17 protein-coding genes are annotated in these 17,713 nt (G+C 56.6%); 4 read left to right on the forward strand and 13 right to left on the reverse strand.

From position 1 onward, the window contains the following. Positions 1 to 136 precede the first annotated feature (136 nt). From hpaR to A7Q03_RS07920, 4 genes are all read right to left on the reverse strand, one after another. Positions 137 to 583 (reverse strand): homoprotocatechuate degradation operon regulator HpaR, encoded by a 447-nt coding sequence (gene hpaR / locus A7Q03_RS07905; RefSeq protein WP_067439963.1) that lies wholly within the window; start codon positions 581 to 583, stop codon positions 137 to 139. 481 nt (positions 584 to 1,064) lie between these two features. Beyond that, entirely contained in the window at positions 1,065 to 2,276 is a 1,212-nt protein-coding gene (gene fabB, locus A7Q03_RS07910; protein WP_067448812.1) for a beta-ketoacyl-ACP synthase I, read from the reverse strand. Between the two features lie 93 nt (positions 2,277 to 2,369). After that, positions 2,370 to 2,894 carry a 3-hydroxyacyl-[acyl-carrier-protein] dehydratase FabA gene (gene fabA, locus A7Q03_RS07915; protein ID WP_067439957.1) on the reverse strand — a complete coding sequence of 175 codons (525 nt, stop codon included), beginning with the start codon at positions 2,892 to 2,894 and terminating at the stop codon, positions 2,370 to 2,372. A gap of 248 nt (positions 2,895 to 3,142) precedes the next feature. Continuing rightward, complete coding sequence (locus A7Q03_RS07920) at positions 3,143 to 5,980, reverse strand: valine--tRNA ligase (RefSeq protein ID WP_067448814.1); 2,838 nt, start codon at positions 5,978 to 5,980, stop codon at positions 3,143 to 3,145. A 194-nt stretch (positions 5,981 to 6,174) separates the two neighbouring features. On the opposite strand from A7Q03_RS07920, the gene A7Q03_RS07925 reads away from it, so the two are divergent. From A7Q03_RS07925 to A7Q03_RS07935, 3 genes are all read left to right on the forward strand, one after another. Next, on the forward strand, positions 6,175 to 6,837 hold the full coding sequence (locus A7Q03_RS07925) for an NAD(P)H-dependent oxidoreductase (protein WP_067448816.1): 663 nt from the start codon (positions 6,175 to 6,177) through the stop codon (positions 6,835 to 6,837). Positions 6,838 to 6,926: 89 nt separating this feature from the next. Beyond that, on the forward strand, positions 6,927 to 7,823 hold the full coding sequence (gene gluQRS / locus A7Q03_RS07930; RefSeq protein ID WP_067448818.1) for a tRNA glutamyl-Q(34) synthetase GluQRS: 897 nt from the start codon (positions 6,927 to 6,929) through the stop codon (positions 7,821 to 7,823). Positions 7,824 to 7,969: 146 nt separating this feature from the next. After that, entirely contained in the window at positions 7,970 to 8,839 is an 870-nt protein-coding gene (locus A7Q03_RS07935; RefSeq protein ID WP_067448820.1) for a DMT family transporter, read from the forward strand. A 110-nt stretch (positions 8,840 to 8,949) separates the two neighbouring features. Here A7Q03_RS07935 and A7Q03_RS07940 read toward each other — a convergent pair whose 3' ends face one another. From A7Q03_RS07940 to A7Q03_RS07980, 9 genes are all read right to left on the reverse strand, one after another. After that, entirely contained in the window at positions 8,950 to 10,131 is a 1,182-nt protein-coding gene (locus A7Q03_RS07940) for a phosphoglycerate kinase (RefSeq protein ID WP_067448821.1), read from the reverse strand. Positions 10,132 to 10,356: 225 nt separating this feature from the next. After that, on the reverse strand, positions 10,357 to 10,677 hold the full coding sequence (hpf, locus tag A7Q03_RS07945; protein ID WP_067448823.1) for a ribosome hibernation-promoting factor, HPF/YfiA family: 321 nt from the start codon (positions 10,675 to 10,677) through the stop codon (positions 10,357 to 10,359). Between the two features lie 43 nt (positions 10,678 to 10,720). Then, on the reverse strand, positions 10,721 to 12,091 hold the full coding sequence (gene rpoN, locus A7Q03_RS07950) for an RNA polymerase factor sigma-54 (RefSeq protein WP_067448825.1): 1,371 nt from the start codon (positions 12,089 to 12,091) through the stop codon (positions 10,721 to 10,723). An 18-nt stretch (positions 12,092 to 12,109) separates the two neighbouring features. Next, entirely contained in the window at positions 12,110 to 12,844 is a 735-nt protein-coding gene (gene lptB, locus A7Q03_RS07955; protein WP_067439935.1) for an LPS export ABC transporter ATP-binding protein, read from the reverse strand. Positions 12,845 to 12,924: 80 nt separating this feature from the next. Continuing rightward, complete coding sequence (locus A7Q03_RS07960) at positions 12,925 to 13,281, reverse strand: protease inhibitor I9 family protein (RefSeq protein ID WP_067448827.1); 357 nt, start codon at positions 13,279 to 13,281, stop codon at positions 12,925 to 12,927. A 154-nt stretch (positions 13,282 to 13,435) separates the two neighbouring features. Further along, positions 13,436 to 13,816 (reverse strand): MmcQ/YjbR family DNA-binding protein, encoded by a 381-nt coding sequence (locus tag A7Q03_RS07965; RefSeq protein ID WP_067448829.1) that lies wholly within the window; start codon positions 13,814 to 13,816, stop codon positions 13,436 to 13,438. Positions 13,817 to 13,826: 10 nt separating this feature from the next. Continuing rightward, a complete protein-coding gene (gene lptA / locus A7Q03_RS07970) occupies positions 13,827 to 14,345 on the reverse strand; it encodes a lipopolysaccharide transport periplasmic protein LptA (protein ID WP_193563040.1) in 519 nt (172 codons plus the stop codon). Next, entirely contained in the window at positions 14,323 to 14,904 is a 582-nt protein-coding gene (gene lptC, locus A7Q03_RS07975; protein ID WP_067448831.1) for an LPS export ABC transporter periplasmic protein LptC, read from the reverse strand. Before lptC ends, lptA begins: the two co-directional genes overlap by 23 nt. Next, positions 14,901 to 15,449 (reverse strand): HAD family hydrolase, encoded by a 549-nt coding sequence (locus A7Q03_RS07980; protein ID WP_067448832.1) that lies wholly within the window; start codon positions 15,447 to 15,449, stop codon positions 14,901 to 14,903. Before A7Q03_RS07980 ends, lptC begins: the two co-directional genes overlap by 4 nt. 634 nt (positions 15,450 to 16,083) lie before the next feature. On the opposite strand from A7Q03_RS07980, the gene putP reads away from it, so the two are divergent. Beyond that, positions 16,084 to 17,601, forward strand: coding sequence for a sodium/proline symporter PutP (putP, locus tag A7Q03_RS07985; protein ID WP_067448835.1), 1,518 nt, complete (start codon positions 16,084 to 16,086; stop codon positions 17,599 to 17,601). Positions 17,602 to 17,713: the final 112 nt, after the last annotated feature.

Raw genomic sequence — 17,713 nt, forward strand, 5'->3', positions numbered from 1 at the left:
TTATAAGCGAAACTGCTGTACATATAGCTAAGAAGTAAGCCAACGTAGTAGGAAGTGAAGGGCTTTAGTCATAGAAAAGGCTACCTGAAAAACCGGATAAAGGTTTCAGGTAGCCTTTACGTAATGCGGCAAGGCCTTACATCCGTGCCATAGTGGCTACATGGATAGCAGCTATTTGGTTTAGCAATTCGTGCAACTGTTCCAGGTTTTCTTTGGAAAGCTGGGTTTCGATGTCGTCGTAGCAGGCATCGATTTTACCGACGAAGTTGTTGAAGGTACGCTCGCCTTCTTCGGTGAGTTTGAGGTAAACACGGCGGTGGTCATTGGCCGGGCGCAGACGCACCACCAGTTTCATTTTTTCCAGGCGGGTGAGAATGCCGGTGAGGCTGGGGCGCAGGATGCAGGCGCTGCGGGCTAAGTCTTGGAAATCCATCGTACCGTTTTCAGCCAAGAGGCGCAGGATACGCCATTGCTGGTCGGTGAGGCCGATTTCGTTGAGTAGTGGGCGAAAATGTGTCATCAATGCTTCGCGTGCCTGTATCAGCGCAATATTTAGCGAAGAATATTTGGAATGTTTGATCATTGTGGTCTCCCTTGGTTTAAATGAAGTAATGAAATAGTCGGAAACTTTTTCGTGTGGTTTTTATAATTAATTCTCTATTAACAATCAGAGTATTGTTTTAGTTTATTATATAACTCAATCCAATAGTTATAGTGTGCGGATAATTGATTTTCTTGATTAAAGTCAAAATATTGGATACAACCAGTCAAGTTATCTGTTCAATAAGGCGCGTATTGCCTACAAAATTAAAATAAATACATCATCATGGTGTATTTTAAAGAGCTATCGTTACTAAGATAATAGTGGGCTGGGTAATTATCAAGGCTATCTGAAAAAAATTGGCAGAAACTTTACAAACGATGTTGTATGTTTTGCCTCATTATTAGGTGAACAGAATCAGATGAACAGATATTGTATGCTGAAGTTGCCGTTTTTTATGCCAGAAAAACCCATATAAAAACAGCCGAACCAGTTTAGGGTTCGGCTGTTTTTAAGTAGGCCTCTACATGCAGCTGAAAATCAGGGTGGCATTAGTGCCGCCGAAGCCGAAGCTATTCGACATTACGGCGTTAAGCTTTTTGCCGATGTTTTCGCGTACAATCGGCAAATTGGCGGCTTTTTCGTCCAAATTTAGAACATTGGCACTGGCGCATACGAAATCGTTAAGCATCATCAGGATAGAGTAAATTGCCTCATTGGAGCCGGCAGCGCCCAACGCATGGCCGGAAAGGGATTTGGTGGAGCTGATGAGCGGCACTTTTTTGCCTTCAAAGGTTTCGCGGATGGCGCCGAGTTCTTTGGTGTCGCCCACCGGGGTGGACGTGCCGTGGGCATTGATGTAGTCCACGCTGCCGCCGTGCTGGGCGAGTGCCATCTGCATGCAGCGCACCGCGCCTTCACCGGACGGCTGCACCATGTCGTGGCCGTCGGAAGTGGCACCATAGCCGGTGAGTTCACACAAAATATTGGCACCGCGCGCTTTGGCGTGCTCGTATTCTTCCATCACCAAAATGCTGCCGCCGCCGGAAATCACGAAGCCGTCGCGGTCGGCATCGTAGGCACGGCTGGCTTGTTCGGGCGTATCGTTGTATTTGCTCGATAATGCGCCCATGGCGTCAAACAGGGAACTCATCTGCCACGATACTTCTTCGCCGCCGCCAGCAAACACGATGTCTTGTTTGCCAAGCTGAATCAGTTCGGCGGCGTGGCCGATACAGTGGGCGGAAGTGGAGCAGGCAGAACTGATGGAATAGTTCACACCTTTGATTTTAAACGGGGTAGCCAAGCAGGCGGCCACAGTGGAGGCCATGGTTTTGGTTACGCCGTAGGGGCCGATGCGCTTCACGCCGCTTTCGCGCAAGGTATCGGCTGCTTCCACTTGCGAGGCGGAAGAGGCACCGCCGCTGCCGGCCACGATGCCGGTGCGTACGTTTGATACCTGTTCTTCAGTGAGCCCGGCGTGGGCGATGGCTTCTTTCATGGCGATATAGGCATAGGCGGCAGCGTTGCCCATAAAGCGCAGGATTTTGCGGTCGATGTGCTCTTTGGTATCGATATTGATGTTGCCGGCTACGTGTGAGCGCAAGCCCATTTCGCGGTAGCTTTCATCAAAAGCGATACCGGATTTGAGCTGGCGCAGCGATTCGAGCACTTCGCGGCAGTTGTTGCCCAAGCTGGACACGATGCCGATACCGGTTACGACTACTCGTTTCATAATAATGAACTCCGTTAGGAAAGTAGGCTACCTGAAAAGTAAACGCAGAAGCTTTTGTTGAATTAAAGCCGGCGTTTTCAGGTAGCCCGTTGGCTAGAAATCGTCTGTGCTGGTAAACAAACCTACGCGCAGGCCGTTTCCTTCGTAAATCTTATGGCCGTCCACGCTCATTTCCGCATCGGCAATGCCCAACACCAGCTTGCTGTTCATCACACGTTTCATGTGGATGTGGTAAGTGATTTTCTTGTGCTTGGGCAATACTTGGCCGGTGAATTTCACTTCGGCGCAGCCCAAGGCGCGGCCGCGGCCAGGCGCACCCGTCCAGCCCAGGAAGAAGCCCACTAATTGCCACATGGCGTCCAAACCCAAGCAGCCGGGCATTACCGGATCGCCGATGAAGTGGCAGCCGAAGAACCACAAATCGGGGTGGATATCCAATTCGGCGATGATTTCGCCCTTGCCGTATTTGCCGCCGGTGCTGTTGATTTCAACAATGCGGTCGATCATCAACATATTGGGCACCGGCAGCTGCGCGTTGCCCGCACCGAAAAGTTCGCCGCGGCCGCAGGCCAAGAGTTCTTCTTTGGAGTAGCTGTTTTGTGGAACGAAATTGCTCATGGTGATCCTTAATGCTGCCAAAGGCAGCTTGATATAGTGGGAGAAGAACCAGAATTGTTGGTTAGCGAAGCGCTTACGGCACAATTTAGGTTTTAGCTCTAGATTAAGCATTCTATTTGATTATGCCGTGCCGCGCAATCTGGCCGATAGCTTTGCCAGCGGCATTTTAATCCTATCGAAGCGGCTTGTATAACAGAAGGCTACCTGAAACGGTTTTTCAGGTAGCCTTCTTCAAGCACAGGAGAAGTTTACTCTTTCAACTTCGCCAAAGCGTTTTGCAGCTTGGCCATCTTCTCTTCCAACTCCGCTAAATCGGCTTTGTCTTTTTCCACCAGATGCGCGGGGGCTTTTTCGGTGTAGCCGGGTTTGGAGAGTTTGGCGTTGAGTTTGTCCAAGGCTTTTTGCAGCTTCTCGGCCTCTTTGCCCAAACGGGCGGTTTCGGCGGCTTTGTCGATTTCGACTTTCAGCATCAGGCGCGCGCCGTTGCAGACGGCGACGGGCGCGTCTTCGCTTTCGGGCAGGGCGGCGACTTGCTGTGCTTCGGTCAGGCGGGTCATCATCGGCAGGTATTTGAGGTAGTCCGCCAAGTCGTCCGCGCTTTCGACAAACAGCGGGGCTTTTACGTTGAGCTGGATGCCCATTTCGCCGCGCAGGTTGCGGACGGCGCCAATCAAATCCTGCAACACGGTCATTTGCTCGAAGGTCGTCTGAACGATTTGTTCGCGGTCGGCTTCGGGGAAACGGGCGAGCATGATGCTGTCGGCGGTTTTCGCGTCGCACATGGGGGCGACGGTTTGCCAGAGTTCTTCAGTGATGAACGGGATAATCGGATGCAGCAGGCGCAGGGCGGCTTCGAGTACGCGCAATAAGGTATGGCGTGTGGCGCGCTGGCGGCTGGCGCAGCCGGTTTGGAGCTGCACTTTGGCGAGTTCCAAATACCAGTCGCAATAGTCGTTCCACACGAAGCTGTACAAGGTTTCCGCTGCCAAATCAAAGCGGTAGGTTTCGTAGGCTTGCGTAACCTGCTCGATGGTCTGATTCAGACGACCTATGATCCACATATCGGGGAAGGAGTAGCCGCGCGGTTCGGTGGCGGTTGCGACGTAGCCGCAGTCTTGGTTTTCAGTGTTCATCAAGACGAAGTTGGTGGCGTTCCAGATTTTGTTGCAGAAATTGCGGTAGCCTTCGGCGCGTTTGAAGTCGAAGTTCACGCTGCGACCGAGGCTGGCGTAGCTCGCCATGGTAAAGCGCAAGGCGTCCGCGCCCATGCTGGGGATACCTTCGGGGAAGAGTTTTTTCGTGGCTTCTTCCACTTTCGGCGCGGTTTCGGGTTTGCGCAGACCAGTCGTGCGTTTCACCAACAGTTTTTCCAAGTCGATGCCGTCAATCAAATCCACGGGGTCGATGACGTTGCCCTCGGATTTGGACATTTTTTTGCCTTCGTGGTCGCGCACGATGCCGTGGATGTACACGTCTTTAAACGGTACTTTGCCGGTGAAGTGGGTGGTCATCATAATCATGCGCGCCACCCAGAAGAAGATGATTTCGTAGCCGGTAACCAAGACATTGGACGGCAGGAAGGCTTTGAGTTCGTCGGTTTCAGACGGCCAGCCTAGCGTGGAGAACGGCACGAGCGCGGAGGAGAACCATGTATCCAATACGTCTTCTTCGCGGGTCAAGCCTGTTTTGCCGGCTTGTTTTTCGGCTTCTTCCTGATTGCGGGCGACGTAAACATTGCCTGCTTCGTCGTACCACGCGGGGATTTGATGCCCCCACCACAGTTGGCGCGAGATGCACCAGTCTTGGATGTTGTTCATCCATTGGTTGTAAGTGTTGACCCAGTTTTCGGGGATAAAGCGTACCGCGCCGCTGTCGACGGCTTTTTTGGCTTTGTCGGCGAGGCTCAAGCCTTTGAATTCGCTGTCAGGTTCGCCGCCGTTTGGCTTGGCGGACATCGCCACAAACCATTGGCTGGTCAGCATCGGTTCAATCACTGAGCCGGTTCGGTCGCCTTTCGGCGTCATCAGCGTGTGCGCTTTGATTTCGACCAACAAGCCTTGTTCCTGCAAATCGGCAACCATTTGTTTGCGCGCGGCAAAGCGGTCTAAGCCTGCGTATTTTTCAGGCAGGGCAAAGCCTTGTTGCGCTTCGCCTTTGAAGTTGAACACTTCGGCGTTTGCCAGCACTTTGGCTTCCAAATCGAACACGTTAACCAGACGCGTGTCGTGGCGTTTGCCGACTTCGTAGTCGTTGAAGTCGTGCGCAGGCGTGATTTTCACGCAGCCTGTGCCGAAGTCTTTTTCGACGTATTCATCGGCAATCACGGGGATGGTGCGGCCGGTCAGCGGCAGGATTAATTCCTTGCCGATTAAATGAGTATAACGTTCGTCTTCGGGATTGACGGCAACGGCCACGTCGCCCAGCAGCGTTTCGGGACGGGTGGTCGCCACGATAACGGCTTCGGCAGGATTGTCCGCCAGCGGATAGCGGATGTGCCACATAGAGCCTTGTTCTTCCACGCTTTCCACTTCCAAATCCGACACCGCCGTGCCAAGCACGGGATCCCAGTTCACCAAGCGTTTGCCGCGGTAAATCAAGCCTTGCTCATACAGGCGCACGAACACTTCGGTCACGGTTTCGGCGCGCACGTCGTCCATCGTGAAATACTCGCGCGTCCAGTCGGCAGAACAACCCACGCGGCGCATCTGCTGCGTAATCGTACCGCCGGAAACTTCTTTCCATTCCCACACTTTTTCCAAGAATTTCTCGCGGCCCAAGTCATGACGGGACACGTTTTGCGCGGCAAGCTGACGCTCGACCACGATTTGCGTGGCGATGCCGGCGTGGTCGGTGCCGGGAATCCAGGCGGTGTTGCAGCCTTTCATGCGGTAGTAGCGGGTCAGGCCGTCCATAATGGTTTGGTTGAAGGCATGGCCCATGTGCAGCGTGCCGGTTACGTTGGGCGGCGGCAGTTGGATGGAAAACGACGGTTTGGTCAAATCCATATCGGGCTGGAAATAACCTTGATTTTCCCAGTTTTGATAGTGTTTGGATTCGATTTCGGCGGGATTGTATTTGTCGAGCATCGGAGGCTACCTGAAAATTATTGGCGTAAAAAGCGAATTATAGTGGAAGCAGGTAGCTTTCAGGTAGCCCGATGCGGGGATGAAGGCTGCCTGAAAACATAAACACTAAAGAGGCTGAAGCCATCTATTTTGACTTCCACCCAGCGCCGCCGCTATCCTTTGTTTTTTCCCACACCTTTATTCAGGAGACCACCATGCCCCACACCAAACAAACCGTCCTCAAAGCCTTTCACCGCCGCTATGCCTGCAAAAAATATGACCCGGCTAAAAAAATCAGCCGAAAAGATTTTGAATTTATTTTGGAAACCGGCCGCCTTTCGCCTAGTTCCTTCGGGCTGGAGCCGTGGCGTTTTCTCGTGATCCAAAACCTTGCGCTGCGTGCCGAGCTCAAACCGCTGGCTTGGGGTGCGGCGGATAAAATCATGGATTGCAGTCACTTTGTTGTGATCCTTGCCCGCACCCAGGCCGCGATGCAGTCGGATTACCGGCACAAAATGTGGAGCGGGGTGCACCACATCCCGCCGCATATCGTGGAAATACGCGAAGGTTTCTTCAAGCAGTTTGCCGAACACAACTTCTGCATCACCGAAAGCCCGCGCGCCTTCCACGATTGGGCCAGCAAACAAAGCTATATCGCCCTGGCCAATATGATGACCGCCGCCGCCTTTATCGGCATTGACTCCACCCCGATCGAGGGCTTCCGGCAGGAAGAAGTTAACGCCTTCTTGGCCGCAAAAGGCTTGTTCAATCCCACCGAATACCACGTCAGCATCATGGCCGCCTTCGGCTACCGCAACGAAGAGCCGCGCGCCAAAACCCGCCTGCCGATGGAAGAGATTGTGCAGTGGGTGGAATAAACCTTTAGTTATAAAATTTCAGGTAGCTTGCATCCCGCACAGAGGCTACCTGAAAACCTGCTCCAACGCCGTTAAACCAAACCTTCCCTATGTATATCGGACGCTTCGCCCCCAGCCCTACCGGCCTGCTGCATATCGGCTCGTTGCTGACCGCCCTAGCTTCCTATGCCGATGCCCGTGCGCAGGGCGGCCGCTGGCTGGTGCGGATGGAAGACCTCGATCCGCCGCGCGAAATGCCCGGCGCCGCCGCCCATATCCTGCGCACCCTCGAAGCATTCGGCTTCGAATGGGACGGCGAAGTGGCCTACCAAAGCCGCCGCCACCATCTCTACCGCGCCGCCCTGCAAAGCCTGCAGCAAAGCGGCCTCGCCTATCCCTGCTATTGCAGCCGCAAACAATGGCACGCCCAAGCGCGGCAGGGCGCGGACGGCTTCGTTTACAACGGTGCCTGCGCACAGCTTGCCGCCCCACCGCCCGAAGCCGCCGGCAGAGTGCCAGCCTGGCGGCTGCGCGTGCCGGATGAAACCATCGCCTTCACCGACGGCATCGTCGGCCATTATGCGCAAAACCTTGCCCGCGACATCGGCGACTTCGTCCTCCTGCGCGCCGACGGCCTGTGGGCCTACCAGCTTGCCGTAGTGGCCGACGACGCCGAACAGGGCATCACCCATATCGTGCGCGGGCAGGATTTGCTCGTGTCTACCCCGCGCCAAATCTGGCTGCAACGCTGCCTCAGCTTTCCCACCCCGCACTACGCCCACCTGCTCCTGCTCACCAATGCCGAAGGGCAGAAATGGTCGAAACAAACTCTCGCTCCCGCGCTGGATTTACACCACAAAGAAGCCTTGCTGCGCCAAGTGATGGGCTACCTGAAACTGCCGCCCGCGCCCGCAGTGGATAAACCGCAAGAGCTGCTTGGTTGGGCAGTACAGCACTGGCAGCTGCAAGCCGTACCCACCCGGCCGATAGTGGCTGAGGCTACCTGAAAATCGGATTGGGCGGAGAAACCAAGGTTTTCAGGTAGCCTTCCCGCTTATCCCATCTGTCCCGCCGAACCCCCGTTGCTCCCGCTGCTCGGTGCGGAGTAAACTGCCGCCTTTTTCGCCTGCCGCGCTTCGGCTAAGGAAACACCGTGCTTTACCAAATCATCGCGCTCATTTTGTGGAGCAGCGCCTTCATTGCGGCCAAATACACCTACACCATGACCGATCCGCTCCTGATGCTGCTGTGCCGCCTGTTGCTGGCCTCGTTGTTGGTGCTGCCCGTGGCATTGCGCTTCGGGCGCAGTTTGGAAAAACGGCATTGGCGGCCGCTGCTGTGGCTGACGTTTTTAAACTATGTGGTGGTGCTCGCCATGCAATTTGTAGGGCTGAAATATACCTCTGCCACTAGCGCTTCCACCATCGTCGGGCTTGAGCCGCTGTTGATGGTGTTTATCGGCCACTTCTTTTTCCGCGACTTTGCCCGCTGGTATCACTGGTTGTGCGGGCTGGTGGCCTTTGCCGGGGTGGCGCTCCTGATTGCCGGCAGCGGCGGGGAAGGCGATATTAGCCTGTTCGGCTGCCTGATGGTGTTCGGCGGCGGCGCAGTGTTTTGCACCACCATGCGCCCCACGCAGCGGATGATTGCCGAAATTGGTGCGCCTGCATTCACCTCGCTTTCCATGGCCGTAGCGCCGCTGTTATGCCTGCCGGTTAGCCTAGCCTTCGCCGACAGCTTCCGCATTGAATGGAACTGGCCCGGCGCGCTGGGGCTGCTTTATTTGGGCGTGTGTTGCAGCTGGCTTTCCTATACGCTGTGGAACAAAGGTATGACCAGCGTGTCGGCCAACTTCTCCGGCATGCTTACCTCCTTCGAGCCGGTGTTCGGCACGTTGATGGCGGTGCTGGTGTTGGGCGAACAGGTTTCCGTGTTGTCGTGGCTGGGCATTTTGCTGGTGATTGCCGCCACGGCGGCTTCGGTGGCAATGCCGAAGCTGCTGGCACGCCGGCATATGACGTGAAGCTGGCTGCGGGCAGCGTTGCTGTTGGCATGGTTGATTTACGCTAAAGGCTACCTGAAAGTGCTTCAAAACACTTTCAGGTAGCCTTTTCCTAGGCATTCAAACCGGCATCAACCCGCTGCACGTTTTTCCAGCACGGCCACGCCGGGTAGTTGTTTGCCTTCTAGGAACTCCAAGAACGCGCCGCCGCCGGTGGAGATGTAGCTGATTTTGTCGGCAATGCCGAATTTGGCGATAGCGGCCAAGGTGTCGCCGCCGCCGGCGATTGAGAAGGCGCGGCTCTCGGCGATGGCTTCGGCCATCACGCGTGTGCCTTCAGCGAAACGGTCAAACTCAAACACGCCCACCGGGCCGTTCCACACAATCGTACCGGCTTCGCGCAGCAGCGCGGCAAGCGAGGCGGCGGATTGCGGGCCGATGTCGAGAATCATGTCGTCTGCGGCCACCTCGGCCACGGCTTTGGTTTCGGCGGCAGCATCGGCGGCAAAGGCTTTGGCGCACACCACGTCTTGCGGCAGCGGCACGGCGCGGCCTTTGGCTGCCATTTTTTCAGCCACGGCGCGGGCTTCGGCAGCCAAATCGGCTTCGGCCAAGGAGTTGCCGATTGGCTGCCCGGCGGCGAGCAGGAAGGTGTTGGCGATGCCGCCGCCCACGATCAGCTGGTCCACTTTATCGGCCAGGCTGTTGAGAATGGTGAGCTTGGTGGACACTTTGCTGCCGGCCACAATCGCCACCAGCGGGCGGGCGGGGTTTTTCAGTGCCTTGCCCAGCGCGTCCAATTCGGCAGCCAGCAAAATGCCGGCACAGGCAACAGGTGCGGCTTCGGCCACGGCCACCAGCGAGGCTTCGGCGCGGTGCGCGGTGCCGAAGGCATCGTTCACATAAATATCACACAACGCGGCGTAGGCCTGACCTAGCTCAGCATTGTTTTTCTTCTCGCCTTTGTTCACGCGCACGTTTTGCAGCATCACCACTTCGCCTAGCTGCGGGCGCGGCGGGTTTTGCTGCCAATCGCTGCTCACGAGCACGGTAAGGCCGAGCAGGCTGCCCAAATGCGCGGCCACGGGCGCGAGGTCGTCTTCGGGCTTGAACTCGCCTTCGGTGGGGCGGCCGAGGTGGCTCATCAGGATAACGGCCGCGCCGTTTTCCAGGCAGTAACGTACGGAGGCGAGCGAAGCGCGGATGCGGGTGTCGTCGCCGATTTTGCCGTCTTTAATCGGCACGTTCAGGTCGGCACGGATCAGCACGGTTTTGCCGCGCACGTTTTGTTCGGTGAGCTTGAGGAAAGACATAGTTATCTCTTTTAGTTTCAGTTATTTGGTTGGAAAAATCGAGCGACTGCGCCAGCCGCGTAAAACGCAGCCATTATCTTATAAACGGTTGGGCGGTGCAAACGGGAAAAATGGTTTGGGCCGCGCTAAAGTTTGCGTTTTCAGGTAGCCTTTCACAAATTCTCTCTTGTAAAAAAGCAGGCTGAAAAGCCTGCTTTATCTATACCCAATCGGGCGATTCAACGTTTATTCAACACTCAGCTTACCGCTGGGTTCAACGCGGTGCTGCTGTTTTTTCTCTTTGTGTTTGAGTACGGCGCGGTCGAGTTTGTCTACCAAGAGGTCGATGGCGGCATACATGTCTTTGTCGGTTTGATCGAGGTGCAGATCTTTGCCGGCCATATGCCAATCCACTTCTGCTTTCTGCACCAGTTTGTCCACCGACAGGGTAACAGTGGCGGAAATCACGTTGTCGCTGTGGCGGACGATGCGCTCGAGTTTACCGTTGATATAGCCTCTCAGAGCATCGGTCACTTCGATGTTGATTCCGTTGATTTTCAGGTTCATAGCTCACTCCTTTACAGGTGGGTTGGCTGCGCGCGGCAGCAAGCTAGGTTTTCTGCTTGCGTTGGTGCGCAGGCGGGAAATTGAGTTCTTCGCGATATTTGGCCACAGTGCGCCTAGCGAGTATGATACCTTGCAGAGCGAGCCTCTCGGACATGGCTTGGTCGGAGAGCGGCTTGCGTTTGTCTTCGGCGGCAATCAGGCTTTCGATAAGGGCTTTTACTGCGTTGGCGCTGATGCCGTCGCTGTCTTCTTCGCTGCTGTAGGCGGCTGCCTGGCTGAAAAAATAGCGTAGCGGAAATACGCCTTGCGGGCAAGCCAAATATTTTTGGTTTACGGCGCGGGACACCGTGCTTTCGGCTAGGCCGAGGTTGGCGGCGGTTTCTTTAATGGTGAGTGGCACGAGACCGATGGCGCCGAAGGAGAAGAAATCGGCCTGACGCTCCAAAATGGTTTCGGCCAGCCGCAACACGGTGCTTTTGCGCTGCTCCAGCGAGCTTAGCAATACTTTAGCCTCATTGAGCTTTTGTTTCAACTCCGGCGCTTCACTGCCATATTCGGCGAGCAGGTCGGAATATTCCTGATTGAGCTGCACCTGCGGCCAGGCCTGGCGATACATGCCCACCGTCCATTTGCCGGTTTCGGGGTCGGGGCGGATCCATACGTCGGGATCGACGTATTCGGTGTGGCCGGAGCCGGAAAGGCCATAGGCAGGGAAGGGGTTGAGGGAGGCAACGAGGGCTTGGGCGGCTTCGATGGTGGCGGCGCTGTATTGGGGGAATTTTTTGCGCACTTGCTGCGGCAGGCTGCTTTTGGCGATGTCGGGCAGGAAGTGTTTCACCAGCTGCACGGCGCAGAATACGGTATCGTCCGGCTGCTGGCGCGCCAGCTGGAGCAATAATGATTCGCCCAAATCGCGCGCACCCACGCCGGCGGGATCGAACTGCTGCAGATGGCGCAGGGCTTCGGCCATGTCGTCCTCATCGAGCATCCATTCCAGCGGAGAGTTTTCCACGATGTCGGTGAGGCTGTCGTTCAGGTAGCCTTGGTCATCGAGATAATCGATCAGCAAATGCACGCGGGCCGATTGGTCTTCGTCTAGCGGGTGTTCGCACACCTGCTCGTGCAGCATGCGGCGGAAATCGGCTTCGTCGGCCACGGTTTCCCACACATCGCTCTCTTCCATGCTGTTGGTTTTACGGGTAACCGGTATGGCGGCGGAATAATGGGGTTCGGGCGCGCCGCTGTCGGCCGGGTCGTATTCCGGCCGTTCGAGCAGGGGGTTGTCGGCCAGCCAGCTTTCCACTTCTTCGGCCAACTCCAGCGACGACATATGCAAAATGCGCAATGATTGCTGCTGCTTCTGATTGAGCTGCTGGGTTTGGCGCAGTTTGAGTTTGACGGATTGCTGGGTCATTTGAGGCTACCTGAAACCTTAGTAATCGAAGTTTTCGCCCAAATACACGGCACGTACTTCTTCGTTGCCCACCAATTCTTCGGGGCGGCCGCTGGCCAGCACGGCGCCGTTGTTGATGATATAGGCCCGATCGCAGATGCGCAGGGTTTCGCGCACGTTGTGGTCGGTAATCAGCACGCCGATGCCGCGCTGTTTGAGGAAGTTGATGATGTTTTGAATGTCGATAACGGCAATCGGATCGACGCCGGCGAAGGGTTCGTCCAACAGGATGAAACGCGGGCTCATGGCCAGCACACGGGCGATTTCCACGCGGCGCCGTTCGCCGCCGGAGAGGGCGGGGGCGGGGCTTTGCCGCAAGTGGGTAATGTTCAGGTCGGCCAGCAGGTCGTTGAGGCGCGATTCGATGGTATGGCGGTCGGTTTCATGCAATTGCAGGATGGCGCGGATGTTTTCTTCTACCGTCATCTTGCGGAAAATTGAGGCTTCCTGCGGCAGATAGCCCAGGCCTAAGCGGGCGCGCTGATACACGGTCATGTGGCGCAGCTCGTGCTCGTCTAGCCGGATGATGCCGTGATCGGCAGCCACCAGGCCGACAATCATATAAAAGCTGGTGGTTTTGCCCGCGCCATTGGGGCCGAGCAGGCCGACTACTTCGCCGCTTTCGATATCGAGCGAGAAATCCTGCACCACTTGGCGCTGTTTGAAGCTTTTGCGCAGCTGTTTAACGCTGAGGCGGCTGTGCGGTGTGGTCATGGTTTGGTTTTCCCTTGTGTTTGTTGGGTATCACGAGCAGCGCTGAGGCTACCTGAAAAATAGGGCTGCCATACGCGGTTTCAATGTGCGGCAGGGTTTTGCAGCTGCATCATTTGGTCGCGCTGCACCTGCAACACGCCCGGTACGCGTTCCAGGCGATGGATGGCCTGCGCCATCTCCTGCGGCGGCGGGATGCGGGCGGCAATGCCGTTGATGTTTGTATAACGGTACACCAGCTCGGCCTGCATTTCGCGCACGGCCTGAAGCAGCGGCTCCGCGCCGACAGCGGGGTCGTATAACACAATCAGCACGCGGTCGGCAGCTTGCTGTTCCAGCTGGGCGCCGGACATGTTTGGTGCGGCGGTGGCGGCAGGCGGCGGGGCGGTGCAGGCGGCAAGCATGGACAAGCAGGCGAGGAGGAGGGCGCGGATATTCATGGTTGCTTGGTTTTCAGTTTCAGGTAGCCTGTGCGGCGTGGGGCTACCTGAACATCCTGTTCAGCGCAGAAAAAGGTGTTTTATTTTTTCAGGTAGCCTCAAATTCGGGCTGCCTGAAACTGTTTAAGACTACCTGAAACCGGTATACAGGCTTTCAGATAGCCTGTTTCCTGATCTTGGCTTTGCCCTGCGTGAGACGGAAGCTGTCGTCGATCAGTTGGCGGATCAGCGCGTCGTCGGCCTGTTCCAATTCGATGCTCAGCCAGTGTTCTTTGCTCATGTGGTAGGCGGGCAGGATGCCGGCTTGGGCGCGCATGGCGCCAATGTGTTCGGGGCGGCATTTCACATTGAGTAGGGGCACGGTACGGCCGGAGGTGCGCCCGAGTTTTTCCGCCGGCACGGGCAGGTACACGCCAAACCATTTGCGGCTGCCGCTGTGGCGGAATACGGCGTATTCGGGGAAGCGGGAAAAGGGATGGTCGGGCACGGCACGATAGCGTTCGGCCATCTCGGCAAACAGGGTTTCGGCCTTCATCCCACCTCCGTTATTTCTGCTGCGGCTGGATGGTGATGCTCACGCGGCCTTTGTTGGCGTTACTGCGGCTGCCGCCCAGCACGGTATAAACTTCGGTACGGGTGTTGTAGGTAATGGTGTCGCCGCTGGCTCGGTCGCCGCTGCGTTCGAGTTTGGCGCCGCCGCTGAGTTTCACGATGCCGGTGGCGGATTGGTATTCCACGCGGGCGGCCTGGCCTTTCACGGTGCCTTGGCGGTCGAGCTGCTGGCCGAAGTGTACGGGGCTGCCGGAGGCGGTCATGGTTTGCGCGCCGTCGGTGGCTTTCACCACGCGCACCTTGGCGGCGCGGATATACATGGTGCCCTGCTGGATAACCACGTTGCCGGAAAATTCGGTGTTGCGGTTGCCCTGGTCGAGCGAGCCTTGGTCGGCTTCGATTTGGATGGGCTGGTTGCGGTCGGAGGTGAGCGCAGAAGCCGCGGCGGGCAGCAGCAAAGCAGCAGCAAGAAGGAGGGCGCGGGCGGGTTTAATGTTGTTGTTTGGGGTCATAAATCACGGCCTTAATGCGGGAGGAGAGGTTGAGCAATCCTTGTTTGTGGTTGTAGGTCATGCCTTGGGCGGTGCCGTGGGAGGCGCCGTATTGATAGTTCACCAAATCTTGGGTGTGGGCGGTTTGGGTTTGGGTGTTGACGGTGAGGCTGTTGGTTTCGAGGCGGCCGGCGGGCTGGCCGTTCATGGCGGGTTTGTCGAACACCACGTTTTTCTCGAACACCACTTGGTTTTCACTGCCGATATAGTGCGCCTGATCGGCGCTGATGCGGTACACCATCTGCCCGCCTTGCGAAAACATCACGTTGGGCTTGGCTAGGTAGCCATCTTGGCGGTTGGGGAACTGCCAGGCGTGGGTGGCGGTGAGCTGTTGGGTCAGGCTGCCGTCGGCGGCGAAGCGGCGGCCTCGGATGCCGAAAATCTGGTATTGCGGCTCGTGCGGGTCGAGCGGGGTATCTGCGGTTTCGAGTTGGCTGATGCGGTCGAGCCAGAAGCTCACGCCGCCGAGCGCGAGTGCCAACACCAGCGGAAACCACCAGCCGCCGAATCGTTTAATCATTCTGTGTATTGCTCCCAAGCGGTTTTCAGGTAGCCTTTGGCCTGCATGATGACTTCGCACAATTCGCGCACGGCACCGGCGCCGGCCGGGCGGCGGGTGATGTAGGCGGCGTGCTGCAAAACCCATTCGTGCGCCTCGGGCACGGCGGCGGGCAGGCCGCAGCGCACCATTACGGGCAAATCCACCACGTCGTCGCCGATGTAGGCGCATTCGTGTTCGGCCACGCCGGCGGCTTCGCGCAATTCGGCGTAGGCCGCGTGTTTGTCGCTGATGCCTTTGAAGTAGTGATGGATGCCGAGCTGTTTGGCGCGCACGGCCACAGAAGGGGCATCGCGGCCGGTGATGATGGCGGTTTGTACGCCGCATTGGTGCAGCATTTTGATGCCGTGCCCGTCGAGCGTGTGGAAAGACTTGATTTCTTCGCCGTTGTCGCGGATGAAGATGCGGCCGTCGGTGAGCACGCCGTCCACATCCATAATCAGTAGTTTGATTTCGGCGGCACGGCGGCGCAGGTATTCGGGCAGTTCAGGCAGAATAGGGCTCATGCGGCAGTCTCAATTTCGAATTAGACCAATGATAACATGCTCTAGCACGGGCACAAACCCGTTCGGCACGGTTTTTGCTTGGCGGGGCAGGGGAGAGGCTACCTGAAAACGTAAAACAGTTTTCAGGTAGCCTCTCCGGGTTTACATTTTGCCTGTGCGGTTTGTTTCAATGGCAAGTTTTGCGCCTCATCAAAGCTCGCGCTTTAGCCTCGCAGAAACCACTAGCCTTGGCTTAGCCAAGACATCGTTTAAGCTCCTGGAACTGCGCTTTCAGGTAGCCTTATATATCGCGCCGTCGGGGGCTAGTCCTGACGGCATCTTTGCCAAACAGGCATTATTTTCACAATAAGGCCGGACTAGCTCTCTCTGATCAAGCTAACTCAAGGGAGCTTTTTTCCATGTCTTATCAACTTCCAACCTATCCTAATATCACCGCCTACTTAGGCCAGCAATCAGGCGATCTTTCTCATTCTTAAATTGCATTTATCCTACTTTCCTATTGCAAGTTTTTTATACATATTGACTGCTTTTGTTGTTTCCCAGTATAAGCGAAACCAAGCCGCTTACTTTTGCAACAGGCAGCCACATCTCAAGTTGCCTCGGGGAAATTAAAGAAAATAATAAGGAGCAGCTCATGAACCCGATGTATATCACCTTCGGCATCTATCTGGTTGCCGTTCTGTTAATCGGCCTCGCGGCCTATTTCTCCACCCGCAATTTCGACGACTATATCCTCGGCGGCCGCAGCCTAGGCTCGTTTGTTACCGCCATGTCGGCTGGAGCTTCAGATATGTCAGGCTGGCTGCTGATGGGCCTGCCGGGCGCAGTGTATTTGAGCGGCCTGAGCAAATCTTGGATTGCCATCGGCCTGATTATCGGCGCGTATCTCAACTGGCTTTTGGTGGCCGGGCGGTTGCGTGTGCACACTGAATACAACAACAATGCGCTCACCCTGCCCGATTATTTCCACCACCGCTTCGGTGCGCACGGGCAGGCGATGAAAGTGATTTCCGCGTTCATCATTCTGTTTTTCTTCACCATTTACTGCGCCAGCGGCATTGTGGCCGGTGCACGCCTGTTCCAAAGCCTGTTTACCGACATGAGCTACACCAGCGCCATGTGGCTGGGCGCGGGCGCCACCATTGCCTACACTTTCATCGGCGGCTTCTTGGCGGTAAGCTGGACAGACACTGTGCAGGCCGCGCTGATGATTTTCGCCCTCATCCTCACGCCGGTGATGGTGTATTTGGGCGCGGGCGGCGCAGATGAAGTTTCCGCCCTCATCCAGACCGCCGCCGCTGCCAACGGCAAGGAATACGGCAGCCTGCTGCACGGCACGACCTTCATCGGCATCATTTCCACCGCCGCCTGGGGCTTGGGCTATTTCGGCCAGCCGCACATTCTGGCGCGCTTCATGGCCGCCGAAAGCGTGAAATCGCTGGTGGGCGCGCGCCGCATCGGCATGACTTGGATGATTTTGTGTTTGGGCGGCGCGGTGGCCGTGGGCTATTTCGGCATTGCCTACTTCGGTGCGCATCCCGCCGATGCCGCCGCCATGCAGGGCAACCACGAGCGCGTGTTCATTGCTTTGTCTACCCTGTTGTTCAATCCGTGGATTGCCGGCGTGATTTTGAGCGCGATTCTGGCTGCCGTGATGTCTACCTTGTCTTGCCAGCTTTTGGTGTGCTCCAGCGCCATCACCGAAGACTTCTATAAAGGCTTCCTGCGCCCGAACGCGCCGCAGAAAGAATTGGTGTGGGTGGGTCGCGTGATGGTTCTGGCCGTGGCCGTTATCGCCATCCTGATTGCCGCCGACCCCGAAAGCAAAGTGCTGCAACTGGTGGAATTTGCCTGGGCAGGCTTCGGCGCGGCATTCGGCCCCATCGTCATCCTTTCCCTGTTCTGGAAACGCATGACCGCCAACGGCGCATTGGCAGGCATGATTGCCGGCGCTGCGGTGGTGGTGTTGTGGGTGCAGGTGGTGAATCCTGCGCTGGCCAACGCCGGCATGGCTACACTGTATGAAATCGTCCCCGGTTTCATCGCCTGCGGCCTGACTGCCGTGGCTGTATCGCTGGTTGGCAAAGCACCTTCCGAGGAAATCTGCCAACGCTTCGAAAAAGCCGATGCGGATTACCGCGCCGCAAAATAAAGGGCGGCAAAAGGCTACCTGAAAAGCTTTCGGTAGCCTTCAAACTGCCCGTATCAAAAGGCTTCAGGCTAGCTGAAACCGCTCCCGGCCTTTTCAGGTAGCCCTTAACCGA

Origin of the sequence: Eikenella sp. NML99-0057 (assembly GCF_001648535.1) — a bacterium.
GTDB lineage: Bacteria > Pseudomonadota > Gammaproteobacteria > Burkholderiales > Neisseriaceae > Eikenella > Eikenella exigua.

Excerpts from the sequence above, each read along its gene's own strand:
- hpaR (WP_067439963.1), bottom strand. The coding sequence starts at position 583 with ATGATCAAACATTCCAAATATTCTTCGCTAAATATTGCGCTGATACAG.
- fabB (WP_067448812.1), bottom strand. The coding sequence starts at position 2,276 with ATGAAACGAGTAGTCGTAACCGGTATCGGCATCGTGTCCAGCTTGGGC.
- fabA (WP_067439957.1), bottom strand. The coding sequence starts at position 2,894 with ATGAGCAATTTCGTTCCACAAAACAGCTACTCCAAAGAAGAACTCTTG.
- A7Q03_RS07920 (WP_067448814.1), bottom strand. The coding sequence starts at position 5,980 with ATGCTCGACAAATACAATCCCGCCGAAATCGAATCCAAACACTATCAA.
- A7Q03_RS07925 (WP_067448816.1), top strand. The coding sequence starts at position 6,175 with ATGCCCCACACCAAACAAACCGTCCTCAAAGCCTTTCACCGCCGCTAT.
- gluQRS (WP_067448818.1), top strand. The coding sequence starts at position 6,927 with ATGTATATCGGACGCTTCGCCCCCAGCCCTACCGGCCTGCTGCATATC.
- A7Q03_RS07940 (WP_067448821.1), bottom strand. The coding sequence starts at position 10,131 with ATGTCTTTCCTCAAGCTCACCGAACAAAACGTGCGCGGCAAAACCGTG.
- hpf (WP_067448823.1), bottom strand. The coding sequence starts at position 10,677 with ATGAACCTGAAAATCAACGGAATCAACATCGAAGTGACCGATGCTCTG.
- rpoN (WP_067448825.1), bottom strand. The coding sequence starts at position 12,091 with ATGACCCAGCAATCCGTCAAACTCAAACTGCGCCAAACCCAGCAGCTC.
- lptB (WP_067439935.1), bottom strand. The coding sequence starts at position 12,844 with ATGACCACACCGCACAGCCGCCTCAGCGTTAAACAGCTGCGCAAAAGC.
- A7Q03_RS07960 (WP_067448827.1), bottom strand. The coding sequence starts at position 13,281 with ATGAATATCCGCGCCCTCCTCCTCGCCTGCTTGTCCATGCTTGCCGCC.
- A7Q03_RS07965 (WP_067448829.1), bottom strand. The coding sequence starts at position 13,816 with ATGAAGGCCGAAACCCTGTTTGCCGAGATGGCCGAACGCTATCGTGCC.
- lptA (WP_193563040.1), bottom strand. The coding sequence starts at position 14,345 with ATGACCCCAAACAACAACATTAAACCCGCCCGCGCCCTCCTTCTTGCT.
- lptC (WP_067448831.1), bottom strand. The coding sequence starts at position 14,904 with ATGATTAAACGATTCGGCGGCTGGTGGTTTCCGCTGGTGTTGGCACTC.
- A7Q03_RS07980 (WP_067448832.1), bottom strand. The coding sequence starts at position 15,449 with ATGAGCCCTATTCTGCCTGAACTGCCCGAATACCTGCGCCGCCGTGCC.
- putP (WP_067448835.1), top strand. The coding sequence starts at position 16,084 with ATGAACCCGATGTATATCACCTTCGGCATCTATCTGGTTGCCGTTCTG.